Genomic DNA, 1,096 nt, shown 5'->3' on the forward strand with positions numbered 1-1,096 from the left:
CTGTTTAATGAAGCTAAGGAAGCAATTAATCAGGTGACGGGTTTATCGCCCGAATTCATTGGCACAAGAGAAGTGACACAAGCGGGTATTTTGGAGGCACAACGACGCCAATCCAGTTTAAATCTGCTTGCTTGTCTGTTTGATGGTTTACGTTTGTACCGCAAGCGGCAAGGTAAGATTATTTTGCATCTTATCCAGAATTACTTGTCCGATGGTCGTTTGGTACGGATATCTGGTGAGGAGAATGCGCAATATATTCCATTGACGCGTGAAGAAGTAACGAGTGTCGAGTATGATATTGTAGTTGATGATGCGCCAACCAGCCCGAATGAGAAAGAGCGCACCTTCGGTATCATCACACAGCTGCTCCCATTGCTTCAAAATGCGATTACGCCGGATATTATGCTTGATCTACTTCGTTATTCTCCATTGCCTGCGTCATTACTCAATCGTGTCAGTGAGAAGTTCCAACAGCAACAAATGGCACAACAACAGCAGATGGACCCCGAGCGGGAAATGAAGTTGCAGGAAAAGCAACAAGACTTAGAGACGAAAGCACAGATGCATCAGATGGATTTGCAACAAAAGCAGATTGATCTTTTTGTGCATCAAGAGAGAGCAAAAACAGACGCAGAACTGATGAAGCAACGCTATGAGATTGAACGGCAGAAGCTTCTCAATGATCAGGCACATAATCAGATTATGCGAGAGCGAATAGCATTACACAGAGGTATGCATAGTTGAGAAAGGTGAAAGAATGAATGCAGAAATGAATGAAGCTATGAATGAAGATTACAGAGTTGGAGCACCGGTCTTTGATGATGAGAGCTCTTTTGATGCCGGCACTTATGATGGTGAAACGATTGATAATGATGATGTCACCTCTCCAGAGCCGGTTGTGCAGTCCGTTGAAAAGCCTTCAGAGATTGTTCCTAGCATAGAACAGCAGCGTATGGAGCAACAAGCTAAACAAGCTCGTGAAGCGCTTGTCAAGCTTTATGAACCCCAATCCCAGACGCCAATGGTTGAAGGTGAAAATGCACCCCCAGACCCTACACAAGACATTATTGGCTATATGAGTTGGATGGGAAAAAAG

Annotated in this window: 2 pseudogenes; both read left to right on the plus strand. The window is 44.3% G+C overall.

The annotated features are described in order from the left end of the window. A pseudogene (locus ACFIJR_RS08680) lies at positions 1-744 on the plus strand (phage portal protein); the annotation flags it as partial. Between the two features lie 13 nt (positions 745-757). Then, positions 758-1,096, plus strand: a pseudogene (locus ACFIJR_RS08685) (hypothetical protein); the annotation flags it as partial.

The sequence above is a fragment of the Bartonella sp. OD88NMGDW genome (genome assembly GCF_042193775.1).
Lineage (GTDB): Bacteria > Pseudomonadota > Alphaproteobacteria > Rhizobiales > Rhizobiaceae > Bartonella > Bartonella grahamii.